Annotated in this window: 21 protein-coding genes; 4 read left to right on the top strand and 17 right to left on the bottom strand. The window is 66.8% G+C overall.

The genetic code is table 11. The features are described from left to right. Position 1 precedes the first annotated feature (1 nt). Together SMD10_RS10075 and SMD10_RS10070 are read left to right on the top strand one after the other, a co-directional pair. Positions 2-862, top strand: a complete 861-nt coding sequence (locus SMD10_RS10075) for an ABC transporter permease (RefSeq protein ID WP_331685556.1) — start codon at positions 2-4, stop codon at positions 860-862. Beyond that, positions 859-2,592, top strand: a complete 1,734-nt coding sequence (locus tag SMD10_RS10070) for a M14 family metallopeptidase (RefSeq protein WP_331685555.1) — start codon at positions 859-861, stop codon at positions 2,590-2,592. The genes SMD10_RS10075 and SMD10_RS10070 overlap by 4 nt, the downstream gene beginning before the upstream one ends. Before the next feature lie 189 nt (positions 2,593-2,781). Here the strand turns inward: SMD10_RS10070 and SMD10_RS10065 are convergent, their stop codons facing one another. The 17 genes from SMD10_RS10065 to SMD10_RS09985 all read right to left on the bottom strand — a co-directional run bounded on the left by SMD10_RS10065 (position 2,782) and on the right by SMD10_RS09985 (position 24,637). After that, positions 2,782-4,353: an aldehyde dehydrogenase (NADP(+)) gene (locus tag SMD10_RS10065; protein WP_331685554.1), complete on the bottom strand. Its 1,572-nt coding sequence runs from the start codon at positions 4,351-4,353 to the stop codon at positions 2,782-2,784. Positions 4,354-4,392: 39 nt separating this feature from the next. Then, positions 4,393-5,394, bottom strand: coding sequence for a 4-hydroxyproline epimerase (locus tag SMD10_RS10060; RefSeq protein WP_331685553.1), 1,002 nt, complete (start codon positions 5,392-5,394; stop codon positions 4,393-4,395). Between the two features lie 27 nt (positions 5,395-5,421). Further along, positions 5,422-6,687 carry an NAD(P)/FAD-dependent oxidoreductase gene (locus SMD10_RS10055; RefSeq protein ID WP_331685552.1) on the bottom strand — a complete coding sequence of 422 codons (1,266 nt, stop codon included), beginning with the start codon at positions 6,685-6,687 and terminating at the stop codon, positions 5,422-5,424. Beyond that, on the bottom strand, positions 6,684-8,258 hold the full coding sequence (locus SMD10_RS10050; protein ID WP_331685551.1) for a hydantoinase B/oxoprolinase family protein: 1,575 nt from the start codon (positions 8,256-8,258) through the stop codon (positions 6,684-6,686). The genes SMD10_RS10055 and SMD10_RS10050 overlap by 4 nt, the downstream gene beginning before the upstream one ends. Before the next feature lie 4 nt (positions 8,259-8,262). Continuing rightward, the gene (locus SMD10_RS10045) at positions 8,263-9,363 is read right to left on the bottom strand and encodes a M24 family metallopeptidase (protein ID WP_331685550.1); all 1,101 of its coding nucleotides are present in this window, start codon (positions 9,361-9,363) and stop codon (positions 8,263-8,265) included. A gap of 29 nt (positions 9,364-9,392) precedes the next feature. Beyond that, positions 9,393-11,057, bottom strand: coding sequence for a hydantoinase B/oxoprolinase family protein (locus SMD10_RS10040; protein WP_331685549.1), 1,665 nt, complete (start codon positions 11,055-11,057; stop codon positions 9,393-9,395). A 5-nt stretch (positions 11,058-11,062) separates the two neighbouring features. Beyond that, positions 11,063-13,141, bottom strand: coding sequence for a hydantoinase/oxoprolinase family protein (locus tag SMD10_RS10035; RefSeq protein ID WP_331685548.1), 2,079 nt, complete (start codon positions 13,139-13,141; stop codon positions 11,063-11,065). Positions 13,142-13,143: 2 nt separating this feature from the next. Then, positions 13,144-13,638, bottom strand: coding sequence for a GAF domain-containing protein (locus SMD10_RS10030; RefSeq protein WP_331685547.1), 495 nt, complete (start codon positions 13,636-13,638; stop codon positions 13,144-13,146). 2 nt (positions 13,639-13,640) lie between these two features. Beyond that, positions 13,641-15,380 carry a hydantoinase B/oxoprolinase family protein gene (locus SMD10_RS10025; RefSeq protein ID WP_331685546.1) on the bottom strand — a complete coding sequence of 580 codons (1,740 nt, stop codon included), beginning with the start codon at positions 15,378-15,380 and terminating at the stop codon, positions 13,641-13,643. After that, on the bottom strand, positions 15,380-17,404 hold the full coding sequence (locus SMD10_RS10020; protein WP_331685545.1) for a hydantoinase/oxoprolinase family protein: 2,025 nt from the start codon (positions 17,402-17,404) through the stop codon (positions 15,380-15,382). The genes SMD10_RS10025 and SMD10_RS10020 overlap by 1 nt, the downstream gene beginning before the upstream one ends. Positions 17,405-17,420: 16 nt before the next feature. Continuing rightward, positions 17,421-18,491, bottom strand: a complete 1,071-nt coding sequence (locus tag SMD10_RS10015) for an Ldh family oxidoreductase (protein ID WP_331685544.1) — start codon at positions 18,489-18,491, stop codon at positions 17,421-17,423. After that, positions 18,488-19,309, bottom strand: coding sequence for an ABC transporter ATP-binding protein (locus SMD10_RS10010; RefSeq protein WP_331685543.1), 822 nt, complete (start codon positions 19,307-19,309; stop codon positions 18,488-18,490). Before SMD10_RS10010 ends, SMD10_RS10015 begins: the two co-directional genes overlap by 4 nt. Beyond that, a complete protein-coding gene (locus tag SMD10_RS10005; protein ID WP_331685542.1) occupies positions 19,306-20,208 on the bottom strand; it encodes an ABC transporter ATP-binding protein in 903 nt (300 codons plus the stop codon). Before SMD10_RS10005 ends, SMD10_RS10010 begins: the two co-directional genes overlap by 4 nt. Position 20,209: 1 nt before the next feature. Next, complete coding sequence (locus SMD10_RS10000) at positions 20,210-21,097, bottom strand: ABC transporter permease (protein WP_331685541.1); 888 nt, start codon at positions 21,095-21,097, stop codon at positions 20,210-20,212. Then, on the bottom strand, positions 21,094-22,122 hold the full coding sequence (locus SMD10_RS09995) for an ABC transporter permease (RefSeq protein WP_331685540.1): 1,029 nt from the start codon (positions 22,120-22,122) through the stop codon (positions 21,094-21,096). Before SMD10_RS09995 ends, SMD10_RS10000 begins: the two co-directional genes overlap by 4 nt. 44 nt (positions 22,123-22,166) lie before the next feature. Next, positions 22,167-22,952 carry an aspartate/glutamate racemase family protein gene (locus tag SMD10_RS09990; RefSeq protein ID WP_331685539.1) on the bottom strand — a complete coding sequence of 262 codons (786 nt, stop codon included), beginning with the start codon at positions 22,950-22,952 and terminating at the stop codon, positions 22,167-22,169. An 86-nt stretch (positions 22,953-23,038) separates the two neighbouring features. Further along, positions 23,039-24,637, bottom strand: coding sequence for an ABC transporter substrate-binding protein (locus SMD10_RS09985; protein WP_331685538.1), 1,599 nt, complete (start codon positions 24,635-24,637; stop codon positions 23,039-23,041). A gap of 485 nt (positions 24,638-25,122) precedes the next feature. On the opposite strand from SMD10_RS09985, the gene SMD10_RS09980 reads away from it, so the two are divergent. Further along, positions 25,123-25,776: a helix-turn-helix domain-containing protein gene (locus SMD10_RS09980; protein WP_331685537.1), complete on the top strand. Its 654-nt coding sequence runs from the start codon at positions 25,123-25,125 to the stop codon at positions 25,774-25,776. Positions 25,777-25,996: 220 nt separating this feature from the next. Beyond that, positions 25,997-26,791 (top strand): carbohydrate ABC transporter permease, encoded by a 795-nt coding sequence (locus SMD10_RS09975; RefSeq protein ID WP_331685536.1) that lies wholly within the window; start codon positions 25,997-25,999, stop codon positions 26,789-26,791.

Below are 26,791 nucleotides of genomic sequence, written 5' to 3'. Positions count from 1 at the left end.
GATGTCCGTCGAGACCATCCGCAGACCCCAACGTTTCGCTCGCTACCGGTCGCTGGAATTTGTCCTCGGCATCCTCTTCGTCGGCGGCATCGGACTAGCCGTGTTGTTGTCCGGCCTGCTGTTTCCGGATGGCGGCATGAAGGTCGACCTGATGGCGCGGCTCACCCCGCCCTTCTCCGACTGGGCGCATCCGTTCGGCACCGACCCGCTCGGCCGCGACGTACTCGCCCGCGTCGTCATCGGCGGCCGGATCTCGCTGATGGTCGGCATCTTCTCGGTGGCCGGCGCCGTGGTGATCGGCGTCGTCATGGGTCTCGTCTCGGGCTATTATCGCGGCGTCTGGGACATCGTCGTCATGCGCTTCGCCGACGTCCAGCTCGCCCTGCCCTTCATCCTTCTCGCCATCACCTTCATCGCCATCATCGGCGGCGGCGTCACCAACATGATCATCCTCCTGATCGTGTCGCAGTGGGTGCAATACGCCCGCCTGGTGCGCGGCTCGGTGCTGGCGCTGCGCGAGCGCGAGTTCATCCAATCGGCGCGCGCCATCGGCGTGCGCGACGGCGCGATCCTGTTCCAGCACCTGTTGCCCAACCTGCTCGGTCCCGTCATCGTGCTGATCACGCTCAATGTCGCCACCAACATTCTTCTCGAAAGCAGCCTCACCTTTCTCGGCCTCGGCGCCGATCCGGTGATCCCGAGCTGGGGCGGCATGCTGGCGGAGGGCCGCACCTACCTGCAGAGCGCCTGGTGGGTCAGCGTCTTTCCCGGCCTAGCCATCCTCTTCACCGTGCTCGGCCTCAATCTTCTCGGCGACTGGCTGCGCGACACGCTCGATCCGACAGGACGCACCCGCCTATGACGCTTCTTCTCGAAACGACCTTCGAGCCGTCGCTCGACCAGCTCGTCGCGCGTTACGGCACGTCGATCCATGCCGGCGGAGCGCTGGAAGCCTGGGTGTTCGCCGCCGAGGCGCCCCGCCGTGCCGCCGAAGCGAAGCTGGCCGAGGCAGGCGTCACGGCGCGGCTGCGCAGCGCCTACAAGCCGCTCGTGCACTTCTTTTTGGAGGAGGTGGACCTCGAGGGCGTGACCGCGGTTCACATCGTCTGTCCCACCCTGGCGACGAGCCCGTTGCGATTCCGCCTGGAGGCCTATCCGCTGGCCGACATGCTGGGCGGCATTCCGCTGACCCTCGAAGACGGTGCGGCGGACGGCTTCGGCTACGAGGTCGCGTTGACCACCGCGTCCGGCGAGACGCGCCACAGCGTGTTCGCGCCGAACCGGCAGCATCAGGATGCCATGGGCCATGCGCTCGTCTCGCCTACGGGATGGATCAAGTGGACCGGCCCGAACGGCGAAAGCGAGGATGCCGCCTTCCTCACTGACTATCAGACGCTGTTCGACGGGGCGATCGCGGCCGTCGCGGAGCACCCCTGGGGCGAGGACGAGCCGCTGTTCGAGGAGCTCTCGATCGTCGCGACGCTGCCCTGGGCGGACCGTCCGCTGCCGGTCGGGCACGAGACGGTCAGCCTGGCCGAAGCGCTGCACGAGGACCTCTATTTCACCCTGCTCGAACTCTTCCAGAAGCGATCCGGCCGCAAGCTGGGTAACCGCGATCTGCGCCCTGGCCAGATCGTGCCGGACATCCGCATCGCCGAGGGTCCATTGAGGCTCAAGGTCGAAACCCGGCCACTCGATACCTCGGAGCCGGAGCGGCCACGCCACGACCTCGAAACCGCGACCAACGCCCTCAGCCCGCATCAGGTGCGCGAAGCCCTGGGCGGGATCGACGGAGACGCCTTCGAGAGCCGCTCGCGCGCCGGACGGCGGGTCAACGCCGTGCATCATGCCGGCACTGATGCCGGCGTAATCATCAGCGGCGGCCAACACGCCAACGAGACCTCGGGCGTGGTCGGGGCCTTGCGCGCCGCGATGCGGCTGGCCGAGCGGCCAAGCACGCATTTCGTGATCTCGCCGATGGAGAATGTCGACGGCTATGCCCTGCACGGCCGCCTGACCGCCACCAATCCTTCGCACATGCACCACGCCGCGCGCTACACCGCCTTCGGCAACGACCTCGAATACGAGACGGTCGAGCCGCTGCACGAGAAGGCGATCCGCAAGGAAGCCTTGCGCCGCTCCGGCGCGCTCCTACACGTCAATCTGCACGGCTACCCGGCGCACGAATGGACGCGGCCGCTGACCGGCTACCTGCCGCGCGGCTTCGAGATGTGGAGCCTGCCCAAGGGGTTCTTCCTGATCCTGCGCCACTATCCGGACTGGACGGAGCGCGGCGAGGCGCTGCTTGAACAGGTCACCGCCCACCTTTCGGCCATCCCGGCCCTGACGGCGCTGAACGAGCGGCAGCTTTCGCTCTACGAGCGCCATGCCGGACCGCCGGGCTTTCGCATGATCAACGGTTTTCCGTGCCAGGTCACCGTGACCGAGCAGCACCCCGCGCCCCTGATCCTCATCACCGAATACCCGGACGAGACGATCGAGGGCGAGGCCTTCGTCGATGCCCACACCGCGCAGATGGAAACGGTGCTGTCGGCCTATGAGGCCTTCCAGGGGTTGATGCGCACGAGCTGAGATGCGCCGACTCATTCCCCCGTCATCCTCGGCCTCCGGGCCGAGAATCCAGAGCCGCCCCATGCGCAGTTGTCTTTCGTGACGCTATGAAGCGTACCATCGGTGACCAAAGGCCTGGATTCTCGACGGAGCCCGAGAATGACAAAGCGGAAGCCGCGGCAAGAGCGCAGGTACCACCGATAGCAAGCGCTATTCCGGCACACCGTCGACAAGGCGCGGCAGGCCTGCCGGATTGCCCTCTTTCAGGACCTCGGGCAGAAGACCTTCCGGCAGGTCCTGATAGCAGACCGGCCGCAGGAAGCGGCGGATAGCCAGCGAGCCGACAGAGGTCGTCCGACTGTCGGACGTCGCGGGATACGGGCCGCCGTGCACCATGGCGTGGCTAACCTCGACGCCCGTCGGCCAGCCATTGGCCAGGATACGGCCGGCGCGCCGCTCCAGCACCGGCAAGAGGGTGCGAGCATCGCCGTGGTCGGCTTCGGTCAGATGCAAGGTCGCGGTCAACTGGCCTTCCAGCGCCTCGGCCGCACGCACCATGTCGGCGGTGGTCCTGCAGCGCACGATCAGCGAGCTGGCGCCGAAATTCTCCTGCTGCAGCGCCTCGTCGTCGAGGAAGTTGTCGATGTCGGTGGAGAGCAGCGCCGCCTGGCAGTCGTTGGGCGCCTCGCTTGCCTTGCCACGCTCCAGGAGTTCGACCCCGGTGAGGCCCGACAGCGCGCCGAGGCCAGTCTGGTAGGCCCGGCTGATGCCGGGCGTCAGCATGGTCGCCGCAGCGCTCGCCGCAAGCGCCGTCCTGGCCGCGCTCACGAAACGGTCGAGAGCCTCGCCCTCGACGGCGAATACCAGGCCGGGATTGGTGCAGAACTGGCCGGCGCCCATCGTCAGCGAGCCGACGAAGGCCTCGCCCAGCGCCTCGGCCTTGGCTTCCATGGCAGCCGGCATGAGGAACACCGGGTTGACGCTGCTCATCTCGGCATAGACCGGGATCGGCTCGGGCCGCGCCGCCGCGATCTGGCAGAGCGCCAGACCGGCCGCACGCGAGCCGGTGAAGCCGACCGCCTTGATGCGCGGATCGGCGACCAGGGCGGCGCCCAGCTCCTTGGACGGGCCGGTCAGAAGCGAGAACACCCCCTCGGGGAGGCCGCATTCGCTGACCGCTTCGCGGATCGCCCGACCCACCATCTCGCTGGTGCCGGGATGAGCAGGATGGCCCTTGACCACGACCGGGCAGCCCGCCGCGAGTGCCGAGGCCGTGTCGCCGCCAGCCACCGAAAAGGCGAGCGGGAAATTGCTCGCACCGAAGACGGCCACAGGGCCGAGTGCGATATGGCGCTGGCGCAGGTCGACGCGCGGCGCCGGCTTGCGGTCCGGCAGGGCCGGGTCGATGCGCAGATCCAGGAACTCGCCGCGCCGCACCACGCCGGCAAAGAGTCGAAGCTGGTTGGCGGTGCGACCGCGCTCGCCGGTGAGGCGCGCCGCCGGCAGGCCGCTTTCGGCGCAGGCGCGCTCGACCAGCGGCTCGCCCAGCGCCTCGATCTTGGCCGCGACCGTCTCCAGAAACCGCGCCCGGGTTTCGAGATCGGTCTCGCGATAGGTATCGAAAGCCTCGGCTGCCAGCGCGCAGGCGCGCTCGACCTCTGCCGGACCGGCCGCCGCGAAGGCCGGTTCGAGCGTCTCGCCCGTCGCCGGGTTCACGGCGGCGAAGGTCTCGCTGGCCTGGACATCCTGGGAGCCGATCAGGATTTCGCCGGTGATCGTCATGGTTCTCCTCCGGGTTCGGTCGTTTGCGTCGCCCGTGGCCTACGGCAATTGGAAGCCGTGAGCAAATGGGTCGCGGTCGTCGATAAAGATCGTGTTGAGACCGGTCATGCGTGCCCAGCCCGCAATGGACGGAATGATCGCCGGCTTGCCGCCCACCTCGACGGCCGCCTCCACGCGTCCCTTGAACAGCGAACCGATGATGCTTTCGTGGATGAACTCGTCGCCGACGGCAAGCCGCCCTTTGGCCGCCCATTGCGCCATGCGCGCCGAGGTGCCGGTGCCGCAGGGCGAACGGTCGATCGCCTTTTCGCCGTAGAACACCGCGTTCTTGGCCGTCGCCCCTTCGACGGTCGGCGCGCCGGTCCACAGGATGTGCCGCAACCCGTTGATGGCGGCGTGCTCGGGATGCTGGAAGGTGTAGCGCTCGTTCAGCGCCAGGCGCAGCGCCCGGCTCCAGCGGATCAGGTCGAGGGAGGTGGCGTCCGCGATATCGCGAAACGCCTCCTGCGCCTCGACGATCGCGTAGAAATTGCCGCCATAGGCGACGTCGACCACCAGAGGCCCGAGCCCCGGGCATTCGACCTCCAGGTTCTCCGCATGCAGGAAGGCGGGCACGTTGGTGATCCGCACCTCCTCCACATGCTCGCCGTTCTGGACGTATTCGGCGGTGACGAGACCGGCCGGCGTGTCGAGCCGAAGCATTCCCGGCGTTTTCGGCGTCACCAGCCCATGTTCCAGCGCCATGGTGACGGTGCCGATGGTGCCGTGGCCGCACATGGGCAGGCAGCCCGACGTCTCGATGAAGAGAATGGCGATGTCGCAGTCCTCCCGCGTCGGCGGGTAGAGGATCGAGCCCGACATGATGTCGTGGCCGCGCGGCTCGAACATCAGGCCGGTGCGGATCCAGTCGTATTCAGCCATGAAGTGCGCCCGCTTCTCCAGCATGGTCGCACCGTTGAGTTGCGGGCCGCCGCCGGCGACGAGGCGGACCGGATTGCCACAGGTGTGGCCGTCGATACAGAAGAACGAGTGACGCGCCATGGCGAAAGTCCTCGAAGGCGGTTGCGATCAGAAGCGGTCGGGCCGGAACGGCCGCATATCGATGGCGGGCTCGTGGCCGCAGACGAGGTCGGCGACGAGCCGGCCGGTGCCGGCCGATTGGGTCAGGCCGAGATGGCCGTGGCCGAAAGCATAGACGATATTCGGGCTGGCGCGCGAGACGCCGATCGCCGGTAAAGTGTCGGGCAAGGATGGCCGGAAGCCCATCCATTGCCGCCCGCCCTCGCGCTTCAGACCTGGCAGAAAGCGCGTCGCCTTTTCCAGCATGGCGTCGGCGCGCTTGTAGTTCGGCGGCCGCTTGAGGCCGCCCAGCTCGACCGCGCCGCCGACCCGCAAGCCGCTCGACAGCGGCGTGATGACGAAGCCATGCGCCACGAAGATGAGCTGCAGGCGCACGTCGAAGGCGTCGGCCGGCAGGGTGGTGTTGTAGCCGCGCTCGGTCTCCAGCGGGATCTTGTCGCCGAGCGGCTGGCTGAGCGCCTTCGACCAGGCTCCGGCGGCGATCACCGCCTGGCGCGCTCTGAGCGTCTCACCGCCTTGCAGGTCGATCGCGACGCCCCCGTCGACCGGCCTGACCGCCGTCGCCGCCGCGATGCGGATCACAGCCCCTCGCGCCGTCAGCCGGTCCGACAGAGCGACAGCGAAGTCGTACGGATCGGAGACCACCTGCCAGCTCGGCACGAAGGTGCCGGCGACGAAGCGCGGCGACAGGCCCGGCTGCATCTCGGCCAGCTCCGCGCCGCGCACATGGCGATAGGCGATGCCGGCCTCGTCGCGCTTTTGCCAGCCCGGCAAGGATGCCTTGAACTCGCGCTCGCTTTCGTGGAGCTCCAGCGAGCCGTCGGAGCGCACCCTATCCTGCAGCCCCGCCGCCGCGACGACACCGTGCATCTCTCGTTCGCTGAGGTGCATCAGCGCCGACTGTGCGGCGATCGAGGCTTTCGTGCGATCCGGCCATCCGGCGCGCCAGAAGCGCAGCAGCCAGGGCGCGATCTGCGGCAAATAGCCGGGCGGGATGGCCAGCGGCCCGAGCGGATCCATCAGCCAGCCCGGCACACGCCCGACCATGCCCATGGAGGCGATCGGCAGGATATCGGAATAGGCGAGCGCGCCAGCATTGCCGAAGCTCGCGCCCTGCGCGACGCCTTCGCGATCGATCAGGAGCACGCGCCGACCCGCCTCGACCAGCTTCCAAGCGGCCGCCAAGCCGACGATGCCGGCGCCGACGATGACGACGTCCAAGGACTCGGCCTGATCCGCGTTGGGCTCGCTCATCGTGGTGCTCCGTGCCCGCCCCCGTTGGCGGTGCGGATGTAAAGCTCGTCGCCGGCCTTCAGGCGGACGTCGCTGGCATACGCCAGCGCCTCCCCCTCGCCGCCGGCGCGTTTGACGGTCAGACCGTTGGTTCCGCCCGCCGCACCGCCGGCCAAGCCCCAGACCGGCAGGCGGTTGCGGGTGTAGCCTGCCGAAAGCACCGCCGCCCCGCGCAGCCGATAGACGAGGTCGACCCCCTTACCGCCGGAATGAACGCCTTGGCCCTCATCGGTCTCGTTGAGCGCCTTGCGCATCACCGTCAGGCCGTAGCGCTGCTCGGCGATCTCCACCGGGCAGTTGAAGGTATCGCCATGGCTCGCCGAATACATCGCATCGAGGCCATCCATACCCGCCGTGGCGCCCCAACCGCCCATCTGCGGCTCCACCATGGTGAAGCGGCGGCCGGTGTCGGGATGGTCGCCCGCCACCACCGTGCCGCAGATCGAGGCGAAATGGCCGGCCGGCAACCGGTCGGGCATCGCCTCGGCGAGACAGCGCCACAGCATGTCGTAGAGGCGTATGCGGGTTTCCGAATAATAGCCGTGCGGCGCCGAGCCGGCGGCGTGGAAGACGGTGCCCGGATCGGTGATCACCTCGAGCAGGCGGAACGAACCGTCGTTGGCGAACAGCGTCGGATCGGCGAGCGCCTTGTAGATCATCTGGCAGGAGATCACGGCGCCGTCGCGGCTGGTGTTGTAGGGCGCGGCCTTCTGCGCCGGATTGCCCGAGAGATCGACGGTGAAACGATCCGGCGCGATGGTGATCGCGGCGCGCCAGAGATCGCCGGAATCCTGCTCCTCCTCGATCGCGTAAGTGCCGGCCGGCAGCGTCGCCAGTCCGGCTTTTGCCCGACGCTCACCCTCGTCGAACAGCTTGTCCAACGCATGGCGGAAGGTCGCCAGGCCATAGCTTCGGACGATCTGCCGGATGCGTCCTTCGGCCTTGCGGCTGGCGGCGATCTGCGCCCACAGGTCGCCGCGCACGAAATCCGGCTGGCGGGAGTTGGCCGCGACGATGTCGAAGACGGAGTCGACCGCCCGCCCCGCCTCGTAGAGCCGGATCGCCGGCAGCCGCAGCCCCTCGGCGAAGATTTCCGAGACGTCGACGGCCATCGACCCCGGCGTCTTGCCGCCGACGTCGTTCCAGTGGGCGATCGAGGCGGCCCAGGCGACGAGCTCGCCCTCGGCAAAGACCGGCAGGGCGATCACCACGTCGTTGAGATGGGTGACGCCGCCATAATAGGGATCGTTGGTGACGAAGAGGTCGCCGTCGCGGATCGTCTCGAGCCCGTGAATCTCGACGATCTTCCGGACCGCTTTGTCGAGCACGCCGACGAAGGTCGGGATGCCGGCGCCGGAACTCACCAGCTCGCCGGTGGCGCTGGTGATCCCGGTGCCGACGTCCAGCACCTCATAGATGATCGGGCTCATTGCCGTTTTCTTCAGAACGGCGAACATCTCGTCGGCGGCCGCGACGAGCCCCGCCTGGATGACGTCGACGGTGAACCGATCGAGGGCGGGGTCTCCGGTCATGGGCTCAGCCGCAGACCGTCATGTCGCGGGACAGCTTCGACAGGATTTCCGGTCCGTCCTCGCGCAGCACCACGATCTCCTCCAGCCGCACGCCGAAGCGCCCCGGCAGATAGATGCCCGGCTCGATCGAAAACACCATGCCGGTTTCGAGCACGGTTTCCGAAGTGGCAGTGAGATAGGGCGGCTCGTGGCCTTCGAGGCCCATGCCGTGGCCGGTGCGATGGGTGAAGTATTCGCCGTAGCCTGCGTCCGTGATGACGCCGCGCGCCGCCGCGTCCACCGCCTTGGCCTTCACGCCGGGCTTTGCTGCGGCCAACGCCGCCTGCACCGCCTTCTCGACCGTGGCATGCACCTCGGCATAACCTTCCGGTGCTTCGCCGACCACCGCCATGCGGGTGATGTCGGAGGAGAAGTCGCCCTTGCGCGCGCCGATGTCGACGACCACTGCGTCGCCCTTTTGCAGCGGCCGATCGCTCGCCGAATGATGCGGAAAGGCGCCGTTCGGTCCGCCGCCGACAATGGTGAACAGCGGGCTCGCGCCGTTTTCGGCGAAATGCCCGCGCACCGCTGCCGCCACCTCGTTCTCGGTGACGCCCGGTTTGATCGCGGCAAGCGCCACCTTGACCGCCGCGTCGTCGATCGCGGCGTTCATCTTGAGTTCGGCGACTTCCGCCTCGCTCTTCTTCATGCGAAGCCGGCCCACCGTCTCCGCCGCATAAGCGTGGTGCGTATTGGGCAAAGTCTCCAGCACGAGCAGCGAGAAATCGGTGCGCATGGTCTCGTCGACGGCCACCGAATGGGCCCGCATCACCCCGATATCGGCGAGCGCGGCGGTCAGCGCGGCCTGAGGCCCGTCTTCGTCCGCCCACATGTGGAACGCGATGTCGGTGTTTTCCCGCGCCCCTTCGGCGTTGAGCGCCGGCATCAGGAAGGCCTCCTTCTCCAGGCCGATCAAGAGCAGGCAGGGCCGCTCGTCGGCGTGGGTGTGAAAACCCGCGACCCAGTGCATGTACGGCCCGGGTCCGAGGGCGACGAGATCGCATCGCGTCTCGGCCATGCACTCGCGCAGCATGGCGAGGCGTTCGGCGGTTCGGCTGTCGGTCATGACCTTATCGTGCCTTCTCGATTCTCACATCAAACGTCGACGCCATAGACGGCTTTGGCGTGCGTCGCGCTGATAAAACCGTTCTTGACGTCCTTTTTCACCGCTTGCGGATCCCGCTCCCTGGGATCGCCCAAACCGCCGCCATTGCCGGTGACGATGCGGATCACGTCGCCGGCGTCGACGGTGAGACCGGAAACGAAGGAGTAGCGTTCGGTCGCCCCATCCGTGCGAACCACTTCAGCATAGTTCGGCGAACCCTCGTGCCCGCCGTCGAGCGCCCAGGGCAGCACCTTGGATCGGGTGTAGCCCATGGTCAGGAACGAGTCGTCCTCGCGCACCCGATATTCGAGCTTGATGCCACGGCCGCCGGTCCACTGGCCTTCGCCACCCGGCTCCATGTTCAGCTCCATGCGGTCGACGAAGAGGCCGTTGCGGGCCTCGGAAATCTCCGCCGGGCAGTTGTAGGTCTCCCCGTGGAAGCCGGAGAAGATCGCGCTGTTGCCGTCGGCGCCGCGACTGGCGCCCCAGCCACCCACCTCCGGCTCGATGATCGTGTACTGGCGCCCCGTATCGGGATGCTTGCCGCCGATGAAGGTGCCACAGATCGAGCTGAAATGGCCCGCCGCCAGGCGTTCCGGCACGACCTTGGCGAGGCAGCGCCACATCAGGTCGTACACACGCACCTCGGTCTCGTAATAGAAGCCGATCGCCGCCGGCTCGCGGGCGTGGAACACCGTGCCTTCGCGGGTCAAAAGCTTGATCGGCCGGAACGATCCCTCGTTGCAGGGCGAATAGGGGTCGGTCAGCGATTTGAAGATCATCTGCGCCGACACCATCACGCCGTCGCGGCTGGTGTTGGTCGGGCCGGCATCCTGGTCCGGGTTGTCGCGCAGATCGACGACGAATTCGTCGTCGGAGACGGTGATCTTCACGTTGAACTGCCGGCCGTCGTCCTGCTCCTCCGTCAGTTCGAAGGTGCCGTGCGGCAGCTTGGCGAGTTCGGCACGCGACACCGCTTCGCCGAAGTCCATGAAGCCGGCCATCGCCCGCTCGAAGGTGGCCGCGCCGTATTTCTCCGCCAACTCCTGCAGCCGCTTCGCGCCGATGCGCACGGAGGCGATCGCCGCCCAGACGTCTCCCTCCAGGAAGTCGGGCATCCGGCTGTTGACCTTCAGGATCTCGAACACCGGTTCGATCGGCTCTCCCTTGGAGACGATCTTGATCGCCGGCAGACGCAGCCCTTCCTGGAAGATCTCGGTGGAATCGGCCGACAGCGATCCCGGCGCCTTGCCGCCGATGTCGGAATTGTGGGCGATGTTCGCCGTCCAGGCGATGATGCGGCCCTCGGCGAACACCGGCATGGCGACGATGATGTCGTTCAGATGGGTGACACCGCCGTAATAGGGATCGTTGGTGGCGAAGACGTCGCCCGGCTGGATGTCGTCCGGCCGGTCGAACTTCTTCACCAGCACTTTCACCGACTTGTCGAGCACGCCGATGAAGGCGGGAATGCCGGCACCAGAGGAGGCGATCCGCCCCTCCGCATCGAGAATGCCGGTGCCCATGTCGAGCACCTCGTAGATGATCGAGCTCATGGCCGTCTTCTTCATCGCCGCGAACATCTGGTCGGCGGTGGCCTGGAGCGAATTCTGGATGATCTCGAGCGTGATCGGGTCGTTTTCGAAAGCGGTCATGGCGCTCACTCCCGGCCGAGTTCGATGATCAGATTGCCGTAGCCGTCGATCGCGACCCGGTTGCCCGGATGGATGACCACCGTCGTGCCGGGATCCTCGACGATCGCGGGACCAGCGAAGGCCATGCCGGGCGACAGTGCCTCGCCGTCGTAGATCGTGGCCTCGTGCGTACCCTCCAGCGCGTAGTCGACGGCACGGCGGCCCTTTACCGCCGTCTCGACCGTCTCGCCGGTCGGCTCCTTCTTCTCCATCGCCAGCTTGCCGACCTCGGCGGAGGCGACGACGTGGATACCCAGAAGCTCCACCGGCGCCTTCAGGCGGTAGGTATATTCGCGCTCGTAGGCCTCGTGGAAGGAGGCCTCGATCTCGGCCAGTCGATCCGCCGTCACGCGGCCCGGGGCCAGCAGCACCTCGGTGGTGTGCTCCTGGTTCTGGTAACGGAACTTGCCGTAGCGCAGGAAGGTGACCTGCTCGGCTGGGATGCCTTCTTCGGCGAACTGCCGGCTCGCCCTGTCCTCGGTCTCCGCGAAGGTCTCCTCGATGGCGTCTTCGGCTCCCGATGCCAAGTCGAGCAGCCGCGTGACGAAGTAGTCGCGCCGCAGGTCCGACATCATCATGCCCCAGGCGGAGAAGACCGAGGCGCCCGCAGGCACCACCACTTTCCGGATGCCCAGTTCCTGAGCGAGCGCCACGGCATGCATGGCGCCGCCGCCGCCGAAGGCGACGAGGGTGAAGTCGCGCGGATCGTAGCCTCGATTGAGCGAGATCAGCTTCAGCGCATTGACCATGTTGTTGTTGGCGATGCGCACGATGCCGCGCGCCGCCTCGTCGGCATCGGTGCCAAGCTTCTCGCCGACAGCCTTGATCGCGGCTTCCGCAGAGGTCATGTCGGCATCGATCGCGCCGCCGCAGAAATAGTCGCGGTTGATCCGGCCGAGCCAGAGATTGGCGTCGGTGGTCGTCGCCTCCGTTCCGCCCCGGCCGTAGGCCGCCGGCCCGGGCATGGCGCCGGCCGACTGCGGGCCGACATGCAGCTTGCCGAAATCGTCGACCCAGGCGATCGAACCGCCGCCATTGCCGATCTCCACCAGATCGACCACCGGCACCATGATCGGATAGCCGGCCGAGGTGCGGTCGCGTTCGATCCAGTAGTCGGTCATGATCTTGACCTGGCCGTTCTCGATCAACGAGCACTTGGCCGTGGTGCCGCCGATGTCGAGCGCCAGGATGTTGGACTCGCCGATCAGCCGGCCCAACTCGGCCGCGCCCCAGAAGCCGGAAGCCGGTCCCGATTCCACCATGGTGATGGGGATCCTGGACACCGCGTCGATGGAATCCACCCCGCAGTTCGACTGCATGATGTAGGGGCTGCCTTTGAAGCCCTGATCCTTCAAGCCGCCGGCGAGCCGGCCAAGATAGCGCTCGGCGGTCGGCTGCACGTAGGCCGAGAGAACCGCCGTATTGGTGCGCTCGTATTCGCGCCACTCGCGGGTGATCTGGTGGGAGGCGACGGTCGCGACCTCCGGCCAAAGCTCGCGGATCGCTTCAAGCGCCGCCAGTTCGTGCGTCGGATTGGCGTAGGAATGGAGGAAGCAGAGGGCGATCGCCTCGACGCCTTCGCCTTTGAAGTCTTCCAGGATCGCCGCCAGGCCCGAGAGGTCGAGCGGCGTCATTTCATCGCCGTGATAGTCCATGCGGCCGGGCAGCTCGCGACGCAGATGGCGCTCCACGAAAGGCTTCGGCTTGCGGTAGTGCAGGTTGAAGAAGTCGGGCCGGTTGCCCCGCGCGATCTCCAGGATGTCGCGGAACCCTTCAGTGGTGATCAGCGCCACCTTGGCGCCCTTGCGCTCGGTCAGCGCGTTGATGACGACGGTGGTGCCGTGGGCAAGAAAGTCGATGTCGGTCGGCTGAATGCCGCTCTTCTCGATGACCTTGAGCACGCCCTCCTCGAAATTGGGCGGCGTGGTGTCTGACTTGGCGGTGCGGATCGTCTGCTTTCCGGTCTCCGGATCGGTCTCGAAGCAGACGAGATCGGTGAAGGTGCCGCCGACATCGGTGGCAACGCGAACGGTTGTCTTGGCCATCGTCATGATGCTCTGTCTTCAAGCGTCTGAATGAGAAGGAGGCAGGCGGCGCCGGGCAGCTTCAGCGTTTCGGCTGCGGTCACCCGCTCCGGTGTGTAATGTCCCGCCTCGGCAAGGCAGTTGAGGGTGCCGACGACCTTGCCGGCGACGACCACCGGCACGTTGATCACCGACTCGAAGCCGAGCGAGCGGATCAACTCATGATCGAAGAAGACAGCAGCGATCCCCTCGTAGTCGTTGGCGACGAAGGTCCGTCGTTCGCCCAGCACCTGGCGGCTCCAGTCGGTGGGGTTCGCCGGCTTGGTGCCCGACACCGGATAGGCCTCCGGCATGTTGGAATAGATCCGGCGCGCCATGCCGGTGCCCTCGTCGAAGGTCATCACCGTGAACAGCGGCGCGCCGACGGTCGCCTGGGCCAGAGCGCAGAGCGCGTCGAGCGCCGTCTCCGGCTGGGGCGCCGATACCGCCAAGGCTTCGGCCATCTTCGTCGCATCCATTCTCACGCCTCCCCGCTCTCGATCTCGAAGGCGTGCGGATAGTGTTTCCGGGCGAACGCCTCCGAGATGTAGCCTTCCTTCAGATCCTTCTCGACCGCCTCTTTCGGCCGTTCGGAGGCCGGTCCGTAACCGCCGCCCCCGCCGGTGGACAGCTCCAACACCGCATCCCTGGGCAGCAGGAAGCGCGTCGTCTTCGGCACCGAGGCCGATGAGCCGTCCGGCAGATGGGCGATCGCTGCGTTCGGCTTGGCCGTGCCGCCGCCGGTTAGTCCCCACGGTGCGGTCTTGGAGCGCTCCACGGCGGTGGTGATGTAGGTGTCCTCCAGCATGCGGAAGCGAAACTCGATGCCGGGGCCGCCGCGCCAGGTGCCGGGGCCGCCCGAATCCTGGGTGAGTGCGAGCCTGTCGATGAGCCAAGGGTTTTTCGCCTCCCACACCTCGATCGGCGAGAAGCGCGTCGCCGATTCCGAGATGTGCAGCATGGTGCCGCCGTCGCCGCCCTTCCAGGCGCCCTGCCCGACCGGATGCGGCGAGCCATCGGCCCAGGGCTCGCCCGTCCCCGCCCGTGTGCCCCACCAGACGACGGAGCAGATGCAGCCGCCGCTCTGGGCAGGCACCGCCTCCGGCAGCGCCTGGGCGATGGCGTTGTAGATCACCTCGATCGCCTGCAGCGCGGGCCAGCCGTAGAGAAAGCACGGCGCCGGTGGGCGCGGGTGAAACATGGTGCCCGGCCTCGTCATCACCTCCAGCGGCCGGAAATGGCCTTCGTGCGGCGCCTCGCCATAGCCGGCGAGCATGGTGATGGCGACGCGGCTCGCCGAAATCGTCGAGGGCAGCGGCGTGTTGACCGGTCCCGCCTGCTCGCCCGGCACGACCGAGAAGTCGACGCGCACGTCCGAGCCTCTCACCTCGACCGCCACCTCGAAGGGGATCGGATCGTCGGTGATGCCGTTGCTGTCCATCTCGCCGCGACCGACGTAGCGGCCGTCGGGGATGGCCTCGAAATAGGAGCGCACCACCCGCTCGCCGTGATCGAACATCGCTTCGACGGCGTTGACGAACTCGTCACGGCCGAAGCGGCGCACGACCTGCTCGAAGGCCGAAGCGCCGACGCGGCAGCCGACCACCTGGGCATTCAGGTCCCCGGCCACGAATTTCGGCACGCGGCTGTTGGCGACGACCATCCGATAAATGTCGTCGTTGAGCTCGCCGCGCTTGTAGATCTTGACGCCCGGATAGACCGTGCCCTCCTGGAAGACGTCGACCGTGTCGGTGCAGTAGGGATCCTTGCCGGCGATATCGAGCCAATGGCCCTTGATCGCGGTGTAGCCGATCAACTCGTCCTCGCCGAGGAACACCGGCATGACCACCGCCACGTCCTGCGGATGGGAGCCGGTGCCGAACGGCCAGTTGTACATCAGCATGTCGCCGGAAAAGAGATTGTCCGGCCCGCCGACGTTCTTAACCGCCTCTTGGACGCAGAAGTTCAGCGTGCCCATGAACATCGGCAGGCTCGGCGCCTGCGCGAGCAGCCGCATCTGCGGGTCGTAGATCGCCACGGCGAAATCGAGCACCTCGTAGATCACCGGCGAGAAGGCGGTGCGCACCAGTGCCCGCTTCATCTGGTTGGCGGCCGAGTTCAGCGCATGGCGCACCACCTCGGTGGTGATTGGATCGGCGCTGGCGGGATCGCCGAAGCGTTCGGTACCGGCCTTGTGCAGGATGGGGTCCGCGATCGCCATCAGTTCGCCTCCGAACGGGTAAGGACAAGTTCGCCCTGCTTGCCGACATCGGCCGTCCAGGCGGCATCGAGATAGAGCGTGGTGGTGCTTTCGGTGATCACCGCCGGCCCGTTGACCGGCGCGGCGATGGCCGCGCGCGGTACGACGCGGAACGGCACCCGGCCCTTTTTGTCGAAGGAGTAGGCGGAGAAGGTCTCTTCCGCCCCGGCTCCGACGGCAGCCACGGCCGCCTGCTCGCGGCGCGGCAGGCCTTGGCGAAGAGTGGCGCGGATCGAGACGATCTCCACTGCTTCGTCCATGGTGCCGCCGAAGCTGCGCCTGTATTCCGCAGAGAAGGCCTCGCGCACGGACGCGGCGCCGAGGCCGATCCGGCCTTCTTCCAAGGGCAACTCGATCGACAGCCAGTGCTCCTGGCCCTTGTAGCGCAGGTCGAGCCGCACGCTGCGCTCCGCCGCTTCGGTCAGATGCTCGCTGCGTTGGGCGATGCCCGCGAACAGATCGTCCAGCGTCTTGTTGACCATGGCGATCGCCGCATCGTCGAGGTCCATGATCCGGGTGCGCGCCGCCGACTGCACCATGTCGGCGCCGAGCAGCCCCCAGGCCGAGAAATTGCCGGCCAGCGGCGGCACGACGATCCGCTTCATCTGCAATTCGTCGGCGAGCAGCGTCGCCATCAGCGGACCCGCCCCGCCGAACGGCAGCAGCACCATGCCGCGCGGGTCGAGGCCCTGCTCCACCGAGACCTCGCGCATGGCATTGGCCATGGCGGCCGAAGCGATGCGCAAGACGCCGACGGCGGTCGCCTCGACCTCCTGGCCGATGGAGGCGGCCACCGGCGCGAGCGCGGTCTTCGCCTTGGCGATGTCGAGGGTAATGCCGGAAGCGAGGCGCCCGGGTCCGAGCATGCCGAGGAAGGCGGCGGCATCGGTCATCGCCGGCTCCGTACCGCCCTTACCATAGGCCGCCGGTCCCGGCACAGCGCCGGCGCTGCGCGGCCCGACCTTCATCAGACCGCCTACATCGATATGGGCGATGGAGCCGCCGCCGGAGCCGATCGAGCGCACGTCGACCCAGGGCGTCTGGATCGGCATGCCCTCGATCTCGCCTTCATAGAGAACCTGCGGCTTTCCGCCGACGATCAGCGCCGTGTCGAAGCTGGTGCCGCCGACGTCGGCGGTGACCAGCGCCTCGATGCCGAGCCGCTGCGCGATTTCGCTGGCGCCCTGCGCGCCGGCCACCGGCCCCGACATGATCGTCTCGAACGGCCGGTCCTCGGCCTCCGCAAACGTCATCGAGCCGCCGCCCGAGCGGGTGATCAACGAGGTTCCCTTGAAGCCGAGATCGCGCAATCGTCCGTCGAGCCGCTTCAGGTAATGCGACATGCGAGCGCGCACGAAGGCGTCGATCACCGTCGTCGAGGTGCGCTCGTATTCGCGGTATTCGCCGGAGATCCTGTGCGACAGCGAGACGCCGCCGGTAAAGCCCGCCTCGGCCAGGATTTCGGCGATGCGCAGCTCGTGCGCCGGGTTGGCGTAGGCGCTGATCAGGCAGACGGCGATGGAATCGACGCGTTCCGCCTGGAGGACTTCGAGCGCGGCATGCACCGAAGCCTCGTCGAGCGGCTTGTGCACGGTTCCGTCCGCCTTGATGCGTTCGATCGCTTCCAGGCGTCGATGGCGCGGCACCAGCGGCTCGGGCTGGCGCCAGAACAAATTGTACATCTCCGCCCGGTCGCCGCGCCGGATCTCCAGGACGTCGCGAAAACCCTCGGTGGTGATCAGGCCGACCTTGGCGCCACGCCGTTCCAAGAGCGCATTGAGGCCGACCGTGGTGCCGTGCAGGAAATACTCCGCGCGCTCGATCACGCTCTGCGGCACGTGCTGGCTGATCGCCGCGACGACGCCTTCGTCCGGCGCGTGCGGCACGGTCGGAACCTTGCCCTCGCCGGTCTCGCCCGTCTCCTCGTCGTAATAGACGAGGTCGGTGAAGGTGCCGCCGATATCGACGCCGATGCGCGTGGCCATGAAACTCTCCGAACTGTCAGTTGGGCGGCGCGAACCGGGGTGGCAGGGGTCCTCCCGCCGCCAGCGCTCGCAAGTCCGCCATGAGGTCGGCCGCCACCGGCACGCCGAGCGCCATCGCCTCGCGGCGCAGCGCATAGCGCCGGTCGCCGGGCAGGCGCTCCTGCCCTGCCTCGCGAATGCGCTCGATCAGGATTTCCAGACGCGCGGCAAAGCTTTCGCCGGCGCCGCGCCGGGGATCGATGAGGATGACGAGTTGGCCGGTCTTCGGCGTGACCGCGCCCGGATGATCCGACCAGTCGACCTCGAAGGAAAACTGCCCGCCGGTGAGCGCCGCCGAGAGAATCTCCACCATCATGGCCAGCGACGCCCCCTTGTGGCCGCCGAACGGCAGAAGCGCGCCGCCGTCGAGCACCGCGCGGGGATCAGTGGTCGGTTTGCCGTGGCGATCGACGCCGGAATTGGGCGGCAGGGCGTGGCCGTCTCGCGCGGCGACCTGCACGTCGCCATTGGCGATGGCGCTCGCCGCCTGGTCGAAGACCAGCGGATCGTCGTCGGCGCGCGGTGCGGCAAAGGCGATCGGGTTGGTGCCGAACACCGGCTTGGTGCCACCGTGGGGCACCACGCAGCCGAAGCTGTTGACGACGGAGAGCGCCACGAAGCCCTCGCGTGCGAACGGTTCGACATCGGGCCACAACGCGCCGAGATGGTGCGACTGCCGGATCGCCAGCGCCGCGATGCCGGTCTGCCGCGCCTTTTCGATCAATAGCGGCCGGGCCTTGGCGAGAGCCACCTGGGTGAAGCCGTTCATCGCGTCGGCCCGCACGAAACCGGCGGCGGCGTCCTCGACCACCGGCACGGCATGGCCGTCGACCCAGCCGCTCCGGAGCGTCGTCACATAGCCCGGCATGCGGAACAGGCCGTGGCTCTTCGAACCGTCCCGCTCGGCGGTGGCGCAGTTGTCGGCGAGGATCGCCGCGACCGAAGCGGACGTGCCGAAGCGGACGAGGATCGTCTTCAGCACGGCCACAAGATCGTCGAAGCCGACGCGAACCGTCTCGGGCGCCGGGGGTACCGCCACGGCCGTCATGGCGCGATGCCCTCCACGGCGGCACCCTCGCGAATGGCGTCGCGCAGCCTTGCCTCCTCGTCGGTCACCACTGGAATGGCGCCGATCAGTTCTCGCGTGTACTCGCTCTTCGGATTGGCAAAGATTTCAGCGACCGTGCCGGTCTCCACCAGCCGCCCCTTCTGAAACACGCTCACGCGGTCGGCGATGGCACGCACCACGGCGAGATCGTGGGTGATGAAGACATAGGTGAGCTTGCGCTCGACCCTGAGGCGGTTGAGCAGCGCCAGGATGCGCGCCTGCACCAGCACGTCGAGCGCCGAGGTCGGCTCGTCGAGCACCAGAAGCTCCGGGTCGCAGGCCAGCGCCCGGGCGATGGCGACGCGCTGGCGCTCGCCGCCCGACAGGCCGCGAGGCGAGCGCCGCGCATAGGCCGGGTCCAGCCCGACCTCTTCCAGATAGCTGGCGACGACGCCCGCGCGCTCGCGCCGGACGCCGAGACCGTGGACGTCGAGCGGCAGGCGTACGCTTGCCCCGACACTGCGGCGCGGATTGAGGGCCGACAGCGGATTCTGCTGGACGAACTGGATGGCCCGCTTCAGCTCGCGCGGCCGTTCGGCCGGCAGCGGCACGCCGTTGAAGCGCATCGACCCTTCGGTCGGCGGAAACAGCCCCAGCACCAGATTGGCGAGCGTCGTCTTGCCGGAGCCGGATTCGCCGACGATGGCGTGGCATTCCTCCCGGCGAAAAGCGATGGAGACGTCCGTTAGCGCCACGACCTCGTTGCCGTCGGCAGAGAAGGTCTTGCCGAGCCCGTCGAGTTCGAGGATCGGGATCATGCGCGCGCCTCCCCCGCCGACGGAAGCGGCTCGCCGCATCCCTCGTGCACGATCAGCGGGTTCAGGAAATCGGGGCTGCGCTCCGGCAGGTCCGGCAGCGCGCCTTCCGAGATCTTCGGGATCGCCGACAGAAGCGCCCGCGTATAGGGATGGCGAGGATCGCGGAAGAGCTGCTCGGTGGTGGCATGCTCGACCAGATTGCCACGATAGATCACATAGACCCGGTCGGCGAACTCGCGCACCACCCCGAGATTGTGCGAGATGAACAGCGTCGCCGTCCCCGTCTCGTCGGTCAGGTCGTTCATCAGCTTCAGCGTCTGCGCCTGGACGGTGACGTCGAGCGCCGTACCCGGCTCGTCGGCGATCAAGAGCGCCGGCCGGTTGACCAGCGCCATGGCGATCATCACCCGTTGGTTCATGCCGCCCGAAAGCTGAAAGGCATAGGACGAGAGCACACGCGCCGGATCGCCGATCGATACCTCGTCGAGGATCGCCATGGCGCGCTTGTCGGCGTCCGCGTCGCCGATCGCCGGATTGCCGGAGCGCAGCACGTCGCGAAACTGGGTGCGGATCGTATAGGTCGGATTGAGCGCCGAGGTCGGGTCCTGGAAGATCATGGCGACGCGGTTGCCGCGCCGCCGGGCGATCTCGGGGCCGCCGTCGACCGCCTCGATGCCGTCGAACCGGATCGAGCCGGAGGTGTGGACGCCGCGCCCCTCCTGCAGCAGGCCCATGGCGAGGCGCGCCGTCACCGACTTTCCCGAGCCGGACTCGCCGACCAGCGCCACTTTTTCGCCGGCCCGGACATGCAGCGAGATGCCGTGCAGAATCTCGCTGCGGTGATGCCGCCCACCGAAGGCCAGGCGCAGGTCGCGGATGGTGAGAACCGGTTCGCCCATCTCAGCCCTCCGCCTCGAAGGCTTCGCGCAGGCCGTCGCCGACCAGGTTGAAGGCGAGCACGATCAAGAGAATCGCCAGGCCCGGCCAGACGCTCAGCCACCAGGAGTCGGGCATGTAGCGCGCGCCGTCGGCCACCATCGAGCCGAGATCGGGCGTCGGCGGCTGCACGCCGAGGCCGAGAAAGGAAAGCGACGAGGCCATCAGCACGACGAAACCCACGTCGAGCATCATCTTGGTCAGGATCGACGGCCAGCAATTGGGCAGGATTTCGCGGAACAGGATGTGGAAGGTCGAGGCGCCGACCGTTTCGGCGGCCATGACGTAGCCTTCCTGCGCCTCGGAGCGCGTGACGTTGTAGATGAGGCGGGCGTACCAGGGCCACCACATGGCGGTGATCGCCAGCATGCCGTTCATCAGCGTGGGTTCGAGAAAGCCCATGATGGCGAGCGCCAGCACCAGCGGCGGCACCGCCAGGAAGACGTCGGTGAGCCGCATCAGCACGTAGTCGACCCAGCCCCCCTTATAGCCGGCGACGAGACCGACGGCGACGCCGACCGGGGTGGCGATCGCCAGCACGACGATGGCCATGATCAGCGCCAGCCGGTAGCCGAAGACGATGCGCGTCAGGAGATCGCGGCCGATCGTGTCTGTGCCCAGCCAGTGCGCGCCCGTCGGCGACTGGTTCATCGCGGCGAAATCGCCGATCGGCCCGACATGGGTCGGATAGGGCACGACCCATTCGGCAAAGATCGACGCGAACACGATCACCAGCATCAGAACCAGCCCGCCCACCGACAAGGGATTGGCAGTGAACGCCGCCAAGGCCTTGGAGCGCGATCGCCGGGGCTTGGCCAGGCTGGCGGGGGCGGACAAGGGCGTCTCGCTCATGGCTTGCCTCCCGCAAGGCGGATGCGCGGATTGATCAGCGCCACCACCACGTCGACCGCGATATTCACGATCAGGAAGGTGGCCGCGATGATCAGCACGGTGCCGACGATGGCGTCGAGGTCCTTCCTCAGGATCACGTCGACGCCGTAGCGCGACAGGCCGGGCCAGCCGAACACCTTTTCGACCAGGAAGGCGTTGCCGAGCAACGCCGCGAAGTCGAGCCCGAGAATGGTGAGCGTCGGGATGAAGGCCGGCCGGAAGACATAGCGGGTGGCGATGCGCCAGGGCCGGAAGCCATAGGCGCGCGCCATCTCCGCATAGGGCCGCTGATAGGCCTCGCCCATATTGGCGCGCGTCAGCCGGGCGGTCTGTCCCATGCCGGAGAGCGCAAGGGCGAGCGACGGCAGAACCAGATGATGGGCGGCGTCGAAGAAGGCCGCGACATTGCCCGCGATCAGCGTGTCGATCAGCAGGAAGCCCGTAACCGTCGCCGGTGCCGCCTGCGAGGCCAGCAGCCGTCCCTCGATCGGAAAGATTTCCCAGAAATAGCCGAACACCAGCTGCAGAATGACGCCCCAGACGAAGGCCGGCGTGCACACGCCGAGCAGCGCGATCAGCCGGCCGAGATGATCCGGTGTTCGCCCGCGAAAATGCGCCGAGACGATGCCGAGCGGCACGCCCAGCACCACCATCAGGATGCCGGAGCAGAGGACGAGTTCGAGCGTCGCAGGGAGAAACTGCGCGATGTCGGTGGCCACCGGCCGGTTGGTGTAGAGCGAGCGGCCCAGATCGCCATGGGCGAGCGACTTGATGAATTCGAAGTACTGAACCGGCAGCGAGGCGTCGAGATGGCGCGCCTTGCGCAGCGCCTCGACCTGCGCCTGGCTGGCGTTCGGCCCGAGCGCGATGCGGGCCGGATCGCCCGGCATCACCCGCGCGATCGCAAAGATCAGCATCGAGATGCCGATCAGGACGATGAGCGCAGCGCCGAGGCGATGAAGCAAGGGTTTCAGGATGGCCGACATGCGTTCGGTCTGGTCCTTCCGGGTTAGGTCGAGGCGGCAGCCGCTTAGACGACGAGGCGGTTGCCGACAGCGGGCGCGGCGGCGAATAACCCGAAGCGCTCGATCTCGGCCGACGGAGGTGGTTCGCAACTGCCGACGCGGCTTGGCGTCCAGCCGAAGCGCAGCTTGAGACCGGCCATGTGCTCGGCCAGCTTGAACGGCGCGAGCACGGCGTCGATCACCGGCACGCCGAGGATCGACTGCGCCTCGTGATGGAATCCGAATTCGCAGGTGCAGCCGAGCAGGATGGCTTCCGCGCCGTCCTCCTCGATCGCCCGCCGGCCGGCGGCGATGATCCGCTCCCTGGTGGTGCCCGGATCGCTCTGCAGCCACTCCACGCCGATATCGAGACTGCGCATGGAGGCAAGCCGATCCGCCGCGCCGTATTCGCGCACCCGGTCCGTCATCTGGTCGATGCACTTTTTCCGGGTGACGATCACCGAGAAACGATTGGCGAGCGTGGTGGCGAGTTGCACGCCCGCCAGGCACGGCCCGACCACGGCCATGGCGCCGGAAACCTCGCGCGCTTCCTTCAGCGCCGGATCGTAGAAGCAGCCGATCACCATGGCATCGACGCCACGCCGGCCGCCGTCATAGGCGAGCTTGACGATCTCGGCATAGGTCATCGCCTCGTAGGCGCGATATTCCACGTGGGTGAGCGGCGCCGGCAGGGCAAGCGAGACGACCTCTACCTCCGTGCCCTGGTCCTTGGCGCTCGCCAGCACCTCGGCGAACGGCTGGTCGTAGGCGTCCCATCCAACCGTATTCACCCAGAGAATGCGCTTGCTCATCGGCTTCCTCACCCACTTCCTTAGACTTCCTCACCCGCTTCCTTAGAAGAGACGAAGGCCGCCGGACGTTCGGCGGCCGTCGTGCCTCATTCCGTCATGCTGATTTCGCGGAACAGGAAGTTGAAGTTGTCGAGCGTGCGCTGCGACGCATCGGTCAGCTTCGGCACGCTCACCGCGTCACGAGCCACCATCACGCCCTTCAGCTCATAGGCGAAGATATCGGGGGCGAGCTCGCGCAGGCGCTTGTTCAGCTCCTTGTAGATCTCCGCTCGCTTGGTATCGTCGCTCTCGGCACGGCCTGCCTCCAGCAATTCGTCCACCTTGTCGTCCTTCAGATGCTCGGCCGACATCCAGGTGGCCGGGACCTTCGAGGAATACATGTTGTAAAGCAGCGAATCCGGGTCCGGCGTCAGGGCCGAGACGGCGATCTCCACGGCGTGCGGGGCCGTATCCGGCTTGGTCACCTGCTCGGTGACGAGCGCCCACGGCGTCTTGACGACTTTCACCGGGAAGCCGAGCTGCGAGAAGCTCGCCTGCATCAGAAGCGCGATGCGCTCGCGCGCCGGCACTTCGGCGATCCAGGCGATGTCGAGCGGGTTGTCGGCGGGGTCGTACTTGCACTCGGCCAGCTCCGCCTTGGCCTTCTCCATATCCTGCGAGAAATCCGGCACGGACTTGTCATAGCCCAGAAGACCGCTCGGCAACGCGCCGTTCATCGGTACGCCCTGGCTGTAGTCGTCGTTGATCTTGAGGATGTTCAACGTGTTCGCGTAGTCGAAGGCGTAGGTCAGAGCCAGCCGGCAATGCACGTCGTCGAGCGGCGGCCGGGCCGTGTTCAGCTTGATGTATTCGCCCGTGGAGCCGCCTTCGGCCACCAGGCTCATGCCATCTTCGCCAGCCAGCGCCCGGATCACCTCGGGGGGCAGCCACATGTCGGAGATGTCGTGCTCGCCGCGCCCCATCAGGGCGCGCACGGTCGAGGCTTCCAGGCCATAGCGGTAGCGAACGCGATCCGGCGCGTTGTCGGCGAAATCCAGGAAATAGCCGTCGAACTTGGTGAGCACGGTCTCCGACTGCGGGTTCTGCGATTCGACCTGATAGGCGCCCGATCCGGCGTCGTGCGACGACAGCCATGCCTCGCCGTAGTCGCCGAACTCGCCGTGATCGCCATCCTGCTTGTTGGCCATGACCGTCTTGGAATCGAGAATGGGCAGGCGCACCAGCGCCGCGAGGAACGGCGCATACGGCTCGGTCAGAGTGAACTTGACGGTCTTGGGATCTACCGCCTCGACTGTCTCGACGCGCCCCTCGAACAGACTGGAAAGCCCTTGCCCCAACGCCATCATGCGGTTGAGCGAGAAGACCACGTCGTCGGCCGTCAGCGGATTGCCGGAATGGAACTTGACGCCGTCGTGGAGGGTGAAGGTGTAGGTCTTGCCGTCGACCGACCAGCTGTCGGCGAGCAGCGGCTCGACGCCCGGTCCGCCCTTCTTCGGATAGACCAGCGTGTCGTAGATGTTCACCATCAGCACGGTGTCGGCGTAGTCGGTGGCCTTGGCCGGATCAATCTCGCCAACGGGGGATTCATCGAGTTCCAGCACATGCTCGGCCCAGGATGGCGTCGCCACCAAGATCGGCGATGCCAGCATCGCAGCCGAAAGCATGGCCCTGCTCAAAAGTCGCATCGAGTCTGCTCCTATTCCTCGGGAAAGACCTTGAAACGTGGCGCCCGCGGGAACGGCAGCCGGTCGGTGCGGGCAGGAAAATCTGTCTCGACCGGCGAAGAGAAACGTATGACAGGAAATTTATTTCGTATAGGGGATTTTGTGTGCAAACTGCATTTTTGCCTGCTCAAACATCATGCAGGCCTTGTGCGGCCGGCTGTCCAAAGATTTTTTGAGAGGCAGACCCGCAATATTTGACGTTCCGAAGGCGGCCGCCGCCACGCGCCGGCAAAATTCAACGTAAGCTTGTGCACAAGCAGCCGGGACATCTTTACCTCGTCAGCAATCCGTGTTTTTCCTATAGGAAACAGCGGCACCTCGGCATTCGATGACAATCTCCGCCCAATGATTTTCGCGTCACACGCTCCGCGCCGGGATACCTTGCCGGCGTGCGGGATACGCCGCTGCAGTTTTCGATCGAAACGACAGATGAGCCTGCCCCGCCGATGAGCCGCCCTCGCCGAACGTCTTCGCCATCCAACGCCGCGCCTCGATCCGCCCCGGTACGCCGTCAGCCACAGCGCGACACGGACTCGATCGCCGAGGTCCTGCGGCGGCTGCGTCGCGAGGCGCACCTGACCCTGCAGGAGCTCGGCGAGCGCGCGGGGCTCGCTCCGTCGACGCTGTCGAAAATCGAAAACGGCCAGATGTCGCCCACCTACGAGACCATTCTCAATCTCGCGGCGGGCCTGCGGATCGATGTGACGGAACTCTTCACCGGCGGCGCGGCCTCTCATGTCGGCGGCCGCCGCACCGTCACACGCCGGGGCGATGGCATCCGCCGCGCCACCGACCAGTACACCTACGAAATGCTGGCGGCCGAGTTATCCGGCAAGCAGTTCATTCCGCTGCTGACGACCATCGAGGCGCGTTCGCTGGCCGAGTTTCCCGGCCTGGTCCAGCACGCGGGCGAAGAGTTCTTCTATGTCCTGGCCGGCCAAGTGACGCTGCACACCGAACACTATGCGCCGACGGTGCTGGATGTCGGCGACAGCTGCTATTTCGACAGCACGATGGGCCATGCCTGCGTGTCATCCGGGGATGAGCCGGCCCAGATTCTGTGGATATGCTCGCGCGTCATGGCGCCGCTCGACGATTGACGGTCGAGGCCTTTCGCCCGAAGGTGCTGGTCTCAAAAAGATTCCCATCTCCGCCGTGTGTGGCTAAGATACTCACTGAGCGTAACGCTTGCATTGACAACGAAAACATCAAACGTTTCACTCGCTCGTCGATCGCTGCTCGGGTGCCATGCGACTCTCGCATAAAACATATCATTCTCTGTTTCTGGCGCCGGCGCTTTGCCTGAGCATCGCGGTTGTCATGATGCCGGCCGTGCTGACGCTGCTGGCCGCCTTCACCGACTGGGACGGCATCGGCGCGCCCACTTTCGTCGGCCTCGACAACTTCCGCGACCTCTCGTCCGATCCGGTCTTCTGGCTGGCGATCTGGCACAATGTGCAGTGGACGATCATCTTCCTGACCGTTCCGATGGCGATTGCGCTCGTCGCGGCCTCCATTCTGCTGACGCGCCGGCGCAGCGCCACGATCTTCCAGATCGTCTTTCTGCTGCCCTACGTCATCTCGCCGGTCGCCAACGCGGTGATCTGGCAGAACATCATCTTCAGTCCGGTATCGGGCCTGGTCGCCTTCATCTCGCGCACCGTCATGCCGCTCAGCAGCCCTCTGGCGACGCCCGACACGGCTCTTTATGCGGTCGCCTCGGTCGATATCTGGCACTTCTGGGGCTATCTCACGGTGATCTTCTTCGCCGCCATGCGCCAGATCCCCGAGGACCAGCTGGAAGCGGCCTTTCTGGAAGGCGCCAGCGGCTGGCAGGTGTTCTGGAACGTGGCGCTGCCCAACATCCTGCCGACCTTGGGGCTGATGCTGGTGCTCGTCACCATCTTCTCGTTCCTGACCTTCGACTACGTCTATCTGATCACCCAGGGCGGCCCGGCCCGCGCCACCGAAATCCTGTCGACCTTCGCCTACAAGTTCGCCTTCACCAGCTTTCAGGTCGGCAAGGCCGCGGCGGTCGCGCTGGTGATGAGTTTCTTCGGCCTATTGGCGTCGCTGGCCTATGTACGCCTCAGCCGATCGAGCATCGAGGCCTGA

Source organism: Consotaella aegiceratis, assembly GCF_036541425.1.
In the GTDB taxonomy this organism is placed as follows: domain Bacteria; phylum Pseudomonadota; class Alphaproteobacteria; order Rhizobiales; family Rhizobiaceae; genus Consotaella; species Consotaella aegiceratis.
Note: the sequence above shows the minus strand (reverse complement) of the source record. Positions and strands in the feature narration are given on the sequence as shown.

Coding starts and splice junctions, on each gene's coding strand:
- SMD10_RS09980 (WP_331685537.1), top strand. CDS start 25,123: ATGAGCCGCCCTCGCCGAACGTCTTCGCCATCCAACGCCGCGCCTCGA.
- SMD10_RS10015 (WP_331685544.1), bottom strand. CDS start 18,491: ATGACGGCCGTGGCGGTACCCCCGGCGCCCGAGACGGTTCGCGTCGGC.
- SMD10_RS10070 (WP_331685555.1), top strand. CDS start 859: ATGACGCTTCTTCTCGAAACGACCTTCGAGCCGTCGCTCGACCAGCTC.
- SMD10_RS10030 (WP_331685547.1), bottom strand. CDS start 13,638: ATGGATGCGACGAAGATGGCCGAAGCCTTGGCGGTATCGGCGCCCCAG.
- SMD10_RS10065 (WP_331685554.1), bottom strand. CDS start 4,353: ATGACGATCACCGGCGAAATCCTGATCGGCTCCCAGGATGTCCAGGCC.
- SMD10_RS09975 (WP_331685536.1), top strand. CDS start 25,997: ATGATGCCGGCCGTGCTGACGCTGCTGGCCGCCTTCACCGACTGGGAC.
- SMD10_RS10075 (WP_331685556.1), top strand. CDS start 2: ATGTCCGTCGAGACCATCCGCAGACCCCAACGTTTCGCTCGCTACCGG.
- SMD10_RS10010 (WP_331685543.1), bottom strand. CDS start 19,309: ATGATCCCGATCCTCGAACTCGACGGGCTCGGCAAGACCTTCTCTGCC.
- SMD10_RS10060 (WP_331685553.1), bottom strand. CDS start 5,394: ATGGCGCGTCACTCGTTCTTCTGTATCGACGGCCACACCTGTGGCAAT.
- SMD10_RS10000 (WP_331685541.1), bottom strand. CDS start 21,097: ATGAGCGAGACGCCCTTGTCCGCCCCCGCCAGCCTGGCCAAGCCCCGG.
- SMD10_RS10055 (WP_331685552.1), bottom strand. CDS start 6,687: ATGAGCGAGCCCAACGCGGATCAGGCCGAGTCCTTGGACGTCGTCATC.
- SMD10_RS09990 (WP_331685539.1), bottom strand. CDS start 22,952: ATGAGCAAGCGCATTCTCTGGGTGAATACGGTTGGATGGGACGCCTAC.
- SMD10_RS09985 (WP_331685538.1), bottom strand. CDS start 24,637: ATGCGACTTTTGAGCAGGGCCATGCTTTCGGCTGCGATGCTGGCATCG.
- SMD10_RS10005 (WP_331685542.1), bottom strand. CDS start 20,208: ATGGGCGAACCGGTTCTCACCATCCGCGACCTGCGCCTGGCCTTCGGT.
- SMD10_RS10025 (WP_331685546.1), bottom strand. CDS start 15,380: ATGGCGATCGCGGACCCCATCCTGCACAAGGCCGGTACCGAACGCTTC.
- SMD10_RS09995 (WP_331685540.1), bottom strand. CDS start 22,122: ATGTCGGCCATCCTGAAACCCTTGCTTCATCGCCTCGGCGCTGCGCTC.
- SMD10_RS10050 (WP_331685551.1), bottom strand. CDS start 8,258: ATGACCGGAGACCCCGCCCTCGATCGGTTCACCGTCGACGTCATCCAG.
- SMD10_RS10020 (WP_331685545.1), bottom strand. CDS start 17,404: ATGGCCACGCGCATCGGCGTCGATATCGGCGGCACCTTCACCGACCTC.
- SMD10_RS10035 (WP_331685548.1), bottom strand. CDS start 13,141: ATGGCCAAGACAACCGTTCGCGTTGCCACCGATGTCGGCGGCACCTTC.
- SMD10_RS10040 (WP_331685549.1), bottom strand. CDS start 11,057: ATGACCGCTTTCGAAAACGACCCGATCACGCTCGAGATCATCCAGAAT.
- SMD10_RS10045 (WP_331685550.1), bottom strand. CDS start 9,363: ATGACCGACAGCCGAACCGCCGAACGCCTCGCCATGCTGCGCGAGTGC.